We start from the raw sequence: 6,303 nt of genomic DNA, 5'->3' as shown, positions 1-6,303 counted from the left end.
CCGCGCCGCGGGCGGCGCCCGGGTCCACCCACAGGAAGGTGCCGGACTGGCCGAAGTGCCCGAACGTGCGCGGCGAGGACGAACTTCCCGTCCAGTGCGGCGACTTGGCGTCCCGGATCTCGAAGCCGAGCCCCCAGTCGTTGGGGCGCTGGTGGCCGTAGCCGGGGAGTATCCCGGACAGGCCGGGGTGCACGACGGCGGTTGCCTCGGCGACCGTCGCCGGGTGCAGCAGGCGCGGTGCCTGGAGCTCGGCGGCGAAGCGGGCGAGATCGGCGACCGTGGAGACACCGTCCCTGGCGGGGGAGCCGGCCAGCTCGGTGGCGGTCATCCCGAGCGGTTCGAGGACGGCCTGCCGCAGGTACTCGTCGAAGGGCATCTCGGTGGCCTTGGCGATGTGGTCGCCCAGCACCTCGAAACCGGCGTTGGAGTAGAGGCGGCGCGTCCCCGGTTCGGCCATGGACCGGTGCTCGTCGAAGGCGAGCCCCGAGGTGTGGGCGAGCAGATGCCGTACGGTCGCGCCCTCGGGCCCGGCGGGCTCGTCCAGCTCGACCGCGCCCTCTTCGTACGCGACGAGCGCGGCGTAGGCGGCGAGCGGCTTGGTGACCGAGGCGAGCGGGAAGCGCTGGTCCACTGGTCCGTGGGCTCCGGCGAGGGTGCCGTCGCCGCGGACGACGGCGGCTGCCGCAGTGGGTACCGGCCAGTTCTCGATCATGCGCAGGCTCTGCATGAGGCCCGAGCCTAGCCCGTACAAGAGTCCGTCAAATCTTCGCTTGCCTGGAGTGCGCTCCAAGTCTCTAGCGTTGAGGGAGTCGTGAGGGAACCCCGTGGACGAGAGGGTGGCGGCATTGACTGTGATGGAAGGCGTCCCTGAGCAGGTGGAGGCGCTGTGCGAGACGGTGAAGTTCTCGCACCCTCGGCCTGACGGGCAGGACAGGTACACGATCAGCGAGGTCGTGGCCTGGACCGGGCTCACCGCGCACACCCTGCGCTGGTACGAGCGGATCGGTCTGATGCCGCACGTCGACCGCTCGCACACCGGCCAGCGCCGGTACGGCAACCGCGACCTGGATTGGCTCGGCTTCGTCGGAAAGCTGCGGCTGACCGGGATGCCGGTCGCGGACATGGTCCGGTACGCCGAGCTGGTGCGCGAGGGCGAGCACACCTTCGACGAGCGGCGGCGCCTGTTGCAGGACCACCGCGACAACGTCCGGGTCAGGATCAACGAGCTGAGGGACACCCTCGCAGTCCTCGACTTCAAGATCGATTTCTATGTGGACGCCCGGCGGGCGTCCGAGGAGAGGCTGGTCCGATGAGCACGGACAAGGACAGGATCGAGCAGGTCGCGCTGGGTGCCGAAGGCCCCGAAGCCGGAGTGCAGGGGCTCGGCTGCATGGGCATGAGCTTCGCCTACGGGCCGACGGACGAGTCGGAGGCGCGGGCTACTCTGGAGCGAGCGCTGGAACTCGGCGTCACGCTCTACGACACCGCCGACATGTACGGCAGCGGCGAGAACGAGAAGTTCATCGCCCCCTTCATCCGGGCCCATCGCGAACAGGTCGTGCTGGCCACGAAGTTCGGCATCGTCCTGGACCCGGAGAACCCGTCGCACCGCGGCATCCGCAACGACCGCGCGTATCTGCGCGACTGCGTCGAGGGCAGCCTGCGCCGCCTTGGCGTCGACGTCATCGACCTCTACTACATGCACCGGAGGGACGTGAACGTCCCCATCGAGGAGACCGTCGGTGCGATGGCCGAACTCGTTCAGGAAGGCAAGGTCAAGCACCTGGGCCTGAGCGAGGTCACGGGCGAGGAACTGCGCGCGGCGCACGCGGTGCACCCGATCACCGCGCTCCAGTCCGAGTGGTCGATCTTCAGCCGGGACGTGGAGCGCACCGCCGTCCCGGCCGCGGCCGAGCTGGGCACCGCCTTCGTGCCCTACTCGCCGCTCGGACGCGGCTTCCTCACGGGCTCGTTCACCAACGCCACCAGCGAGCTGACGGCCGACGACTTCCGGCGGACGATGCCGCGCTTCACCGGCGACAACGCCGCGGCGAACACCGCCCTCCTGGAGCCCGTGCGGTCGATCGCCGACGCGCGGGGCGCGACTCTCGGGCAGATCGCCCTGGCCTGGGTGCAGCAGCGGGCCCAGATGCACGGTCTCCCGGTCGTGCCGATCCCGGGCACCCGCAAGCGCAGCCGGGTGGAGGAGAACACCGCGGCGACCCGGATCACGCTCACCGACGAGGAACTGGCACTGCTGGAGCCCATCGCCGACAAGGTCGCGGGCGCCCGGTACCCCGACATGAGCCTCTCCTCGGCGAGCCGCGAATGACGGTGGAGCGGGTCTGGGTGCCATGTCGCGCTCACCCCGTTCCGAAGGTGTAGAGGGCGAAGGCCGCGGCGAGGGCCGCGGCCACCGCTCGCCGTGCCCGGCCCGCGCCGGTCCACGGCGACTCGAAGTGGCGTGTGAACCGCCCGATGATGAGCAGTACTCCGGCGAACACCGGCAGCCAGGCGAGCCGGGCGAGCACCCACGCCGCGGAGTCCGGTGGCGTGGTCAGCCCGGGGACGGGCCCGAACGCCGAACTCGGTATGGCGGCGGCCAGCATCGCGGTCTGATGCCAGCAGAAGATCGTCATCGCGAAGAGGTTGATTACGACGACCGGTGCCCACAGCACCGGCCGCTGCAGCAGTCTGCTGATCCGGTCCCGCAGCAGGATCGCCGCGCCACACTGCACCGAGGCGAGAGCGGGCACCAGCAGGGACGGCGGGTTCGAGTTCGAACGGGCCTCGCCCGGCACGCTCACCATGCTCGACGGGTAGTGGAAGACGAGCAGGAGCAGGGCGAACAGGGCGCCGCCGCCCGCGAGCAGCAGCAGGGCGCCCCGTCTGCCCAGCCTCCGCTCACCCCAGGCCACGCCCAACTGGTAGGCGAACAGCCAGCCCGGGAGGAGGTTCAGCAGGCCCAGCCACGACGGCATCGCCTCGGCGTACGGGCCGTAGCGCAGGGCGTCCACCACCGCGACGACCCCTATGAGCGGCGCCGCGGCCCAGCCGCCCAGCCGTTCCGCAGTCCGTACGCACCAGGGGGTGAGGGCCGTGACCAGGGCGTAGACACCGACGAACCACAGCGGCTGGGCGATGAGGGTGCCCGCGGTGCGCAGGGTTCCGCCCGGCACGCCGGCCGCCGAGAGGCACGCAAGCAGGGCCGCCCATACGGCCGTTACCCCCAGGACGGGACGCCCGAGCCGCACCATGCGCCCGCGCAGCCAGTCGCCGACGAGCAGTTCCCGAGCGGTGTGGCGCCGGAGCGACAGCGCGGAGGAGAAGCCGCCCACCAGGAAGAAGATCCCCAGGAGTTGCAGCACCCAGCTGAACGGGGCGAGGAAGCCCAGCGAGGACAGCGGGCTGGCCGTGTGCAGCGCGCCCTCGCCGTCCAGGGTGAACCCGCTGACGAGCCAGTGCGCAAGGAACACCGCTGTCACCGCGAGCGCCCGCAGCCCGTCGATGGCGCGATCCCGGTGCGCGGGCGTGCGCGACTCGATCCGGGCGGTGAACTGCCGTAGCCGGCCGGTGAGGTTGGTGGCGGGTGTGCGCACCGCGCTGCTAGCGGAGGCCATCGGTGCACCCCCGGGAGCCGTCAGCCGCGCAACTCACTTCGCCGAAGCGGCCGAGCGTGATGGCCGTGAAGTTGCGCAGCGCGTCTGTGCCGGGCGCGAAGTACCCGGTGTGGCCCTCGGCTTCGGTGCTGGAGACCACCCGCGCCCCGAAGGAGGGTTCCGTGGGGTCCTCGCCGTGGCCCAGGCCCAGGACGTCCACGTTCGGCACGTGCCGGATCCAGTCGGAGGTGTCCCGGGCCGCCCACACCCGCGCACCCGTGCCCAGGTCGGCCGCTGTATCGGCGCGCATCCCCGGAGAGCCGAACACCACCAGGTCCGAGGCCTCCCGCACGCTCAGCTCCGGTGCGGCGAGCCCGCAGACCACCGAGCCGTAGCTGTGGCAGAACACCGTGGGCGCCGGTGCCCCGACCGCGGCAAGCCCCGCGAGGAAGCGCTCCAGCCGTGGCGCCCCCGCTTCTGCTAGCCGCCCCGTCGCCGCGTCGGGCCCCAGGCCGACCGGGGTGGTGTAACCGGTCCAGGCGACGACGGCCGTACGAGACTCCGGAGCCTGCCGGTTCGCCTGCGCGAGCAGCGACTTCGCCATGCTCCCCGGGCTCTCCCGCCGATCGGAGGTGGCGAGGTCGATGTCCGATCCGGGCACCACGACCGCCACATGACCGGCGTTGGCCAGATCCCCGTACACCTCCGCGACCTGACCCCGGCCGCGCGGGTCGAAGGCGAGGAACTGGCGCCCCGGGGCGAGGAGTTCGGCGCAACGCATGGCCCGGGCGTGGGCCGTCCGGTGGTCCTCCGAGGTGAGCGCCGGATCCTTGGCTCGGGCCCGCTGCCGGTCGCGTTCGGCGGCGATGGCGCGGGCATTGGCCGCATACCGCAGGGCGACCGGTGCGCCGTCGAGGTTTCCCACGACCAGCGGGTGACGGACGGCCAGTGCCCGCTGCTCCTCGGTCGAAAGCCCGGCGAAGAACCGTGCCACGTCGGCCGGTTCGACGCTTGCCGGGTCGGGCAGCCGCTGTCCGTGCACTGCGTCGGCCTGCCACGCGGCGGCTCCGGGTGGCGTCCCCGTGACGGCCGTCTGCTCCTGGCCCGCTGCCCAGCCCGCCGTGCCGGTCACCACGGCGGCCGCGATCACCCCGGCCAGCATGGTGCGCTGGAGCCGCTTTCCCTTGTGCCTCGGGCGAGTTCGCCTTCCGAACCGCATCGCGCCGTCTCCCTCCTCCGGACCTCCCGCCCTTCGGCGGCCTGGTGGAGGGAAACGTAGGAAGACGATGGGTGTCCGCACCTCACACCACGGAGCCAACTTGCGACTGATACCTGGGTAGGGGGTGTCGGAGATGCCGGGGGTGCGAGGGTGCTGAGGGGGAGAGGGACTGCCGCGGCTAGCGGTCGCCGGGTGTCACCAGCCCGGACTCGTACGCGAACACCACGGCCTGCGCCCGGTCGCGGCAGTCGAGCTTCGCCAGCAACCGCCCGATGTGGGATTTCACCGTCTGCTCGGCCAGCACCAGGGAGTCCGCGATCTCCGCGTTGGAGCAACCGCGGGCCACCAGTTCCAGCACCTCGGTCTCGCGCGCGGTGAGAGTTCTCAGCCTGACGTCTGGATTCCTGTGCGGCCCCGAGCGTCGCTGCTTGGCGAAGTCGGCGATCAACCGGCGTGTGACGGAGGGGGCGAGCAGGGCCTCGCCCGCCGCCACGATCCGCACGGCCGAGATCAGGTCCGCCGGAGGCGCGTCCTTGAGGAGGAAGCCGCTGGCACCTGCCCGAAGCGCCTCGTAGACGTAGTCGTCGACGTCGAAGGTGGTCAGCATCAGCACCTTGGGCCGGTGCACCACCCCCACCGGTGGGTCGAGCAACTGGCGGGTGGCTTCGAGGCCGTCCATCTCCGGCATGCGCACGTCCATCAGCACCACATCCGGATGGGTGCTCCGGCCGATCTCGACGCCCTGCCGTCCGTCGGAGGCCTCGCCCACCACGTCGATGTCGCTCTGCGCCGAGAGCAGGGCGGCGAACCCCGCCCGCACCATGGCCTGGTCGTCGACGATGATCACGCGGATGGTCATGGGCCGGTGGATTCCATTTCACTGAGTCCGTCGAGCGGGAAGCGGGCGCCGACCCGGAATCCGCCTGCCTTGGGGCCGACTTCGAGCGTGCCGCCGAGCAGCCGCACGCGTTCGCGCAGTCCGACGAGGCCGTGTCCGGTGCCGGTCGTCTCCAGCGGCTCGGCCTCCAGCGGCGAGGGGCCGTTGACGATCACGACGGTCAGGTTCCCCTGCCCGTCGGGGCCGACCATGACCCGGGTCGCGGCCTGCGGCGCGTGCCGTACGACATTGGCCAGCGCCTCCTGCACGATGCGGTACACCGACAACTCCACGGCCTGGGAGAACTCGTGCCCCCCGCGGTTGACCGCCAGCTCGGTGGGGACCCCGGCCCGCCGGGTCGCCTCGACCAGCCGCGCGATGTCGTCCAGCCCGGGCTGGGGCGCGAGTTCGCCGCCGTCGGTGTGCTCGTTGCGCAGCAAGCCCAGCAGTCGGCGCATTTCGGACAGCGACGACCGCGCGCTGGCCGCGATCGTCCCGAACTCCTCCTCGGCGGCCGGGGGAAGGCCGTCGATCCGGTAGGCCGCGCTGTCGGCCTGGACCGTGATCACCGACATGTGGTGGGCAACCACGTCGTGCAGCTCGCGCGC

At 71.6% G+C, this 6,303-nt stretch carries 7 protein-coding genes; 2 read left to right on the top strand and 5 right to left on the bottom strand.

Annotation, left to right across the window (positions count from 1 at the left end):
• Positions 1–727: serine hydrolase domain-containing protein (locus tag AOK16_RS17785; protein ID WP_055473225.1), on the bottom strand; the 727-nt coding region annotated here is incomplete at its 3' end.
• Between the two features lie 118 nt (positions 728–845).
• Here AOK16_RS17785 and AOK16_RS17780 point away from each other — a divergent pair.
• Both AOK16_RS17780 and AOK16_RS17775 read left to right on the top strand, forming a co-directional pair.
• On the top strand, positions 846–1,313 hold the full coding sequence (locus tag AOK16_RS17780) for a MerR family transcriptional regulator (RefSeq protein ID WP_055473226.1): 468 nt from the start codon (positions 846–848) through the stop codon (positions 1,311–1,313).
• Positions 1,310–2,332, top strand: coding sequence for an aldo/keto reductase (locus AOK16_RS17775; protein WP_055473224.1), 1,023 nt, complete (start codon positions 1,310–1,312; stop codon positions 2,330–2,332). Before AOK16_RS17780 ends, AOK16_RS17775 begins: the two co-directional genes overlap by 4 nt.
• 31 nt (positions 2,333–2,363) lie before the next feature.
• On the opposite strand, the gene AOK16_RS17770 is transcribed toward AOK16_RS17775, so the two are convergent.
• The 4 genes from AOK16_RS17770 to AOK16_RS17755 form a co-directional block, all read right to left on the bottom strand.
• Positions 2,364–3,620 (bottom strand): acyltransferase family protein, encoded by a 1,257-nt coding sequence (locus AOK16_RS17770; RefSeq protein WP_055473223.1) that lies wholly within the window; start codon positions 3,618–3,620, stop codon positions 2,364–2,366.
• Positions 3,607–4,818 carry an alpha/beta hydrolase gene (locus tag AOK16_RS17765; RefSeq protein ID WP_055473222.1) on the bottom strand — a complete coding sequence of 404 codons (1,212 nt, stop codon included), beginning with the start codon at positions 4,816–4,818 and terminating at the stop codon, positions 3,607–3,609. Before AOK16_RS17765 ends, AOK16_RS17770 begins: the two co-directional genes overlap by 14 nt.
• A 178-nt stretch (positions 4,819–4,996) precedes the next feature.
• Positions 4,997–5,677 carry a response regulator gene (locus tag AOK16_RS17760; protein ID WP_055473221.1) on the bottom strand — a complete coding sequence of 227 codons (681 nt, stop codon included), beginning with the start codon at positions 5,675–5,677 and terminating at the stop codon, positions 4,997–4,999.
• Positions 5,674–6,303: sensor histidine kinase (locus AOK16_RS17755; RefSeq protein WP_240483623.1), on the bottom strand; the 630-nt coding region annotated here is incomplete at its 5' end. The genes AOK16_RS17755 and AOK16_RS17760, both read right to left, overlap by 4 nt.

Source organism: Streptomyces pathocidini (assembly GCF_001418495.1).
GTDB lineage: Bacteria > Actinomycetota > Actinomycetes > Streptomycetales > Streptomycetaceae > Streptomyces > Streptomyces pathocidini.
Note: the sequence above shows the minus strand (reverse complement) of the source record. Positions and strands in the feature narration are given on the sequence as shown.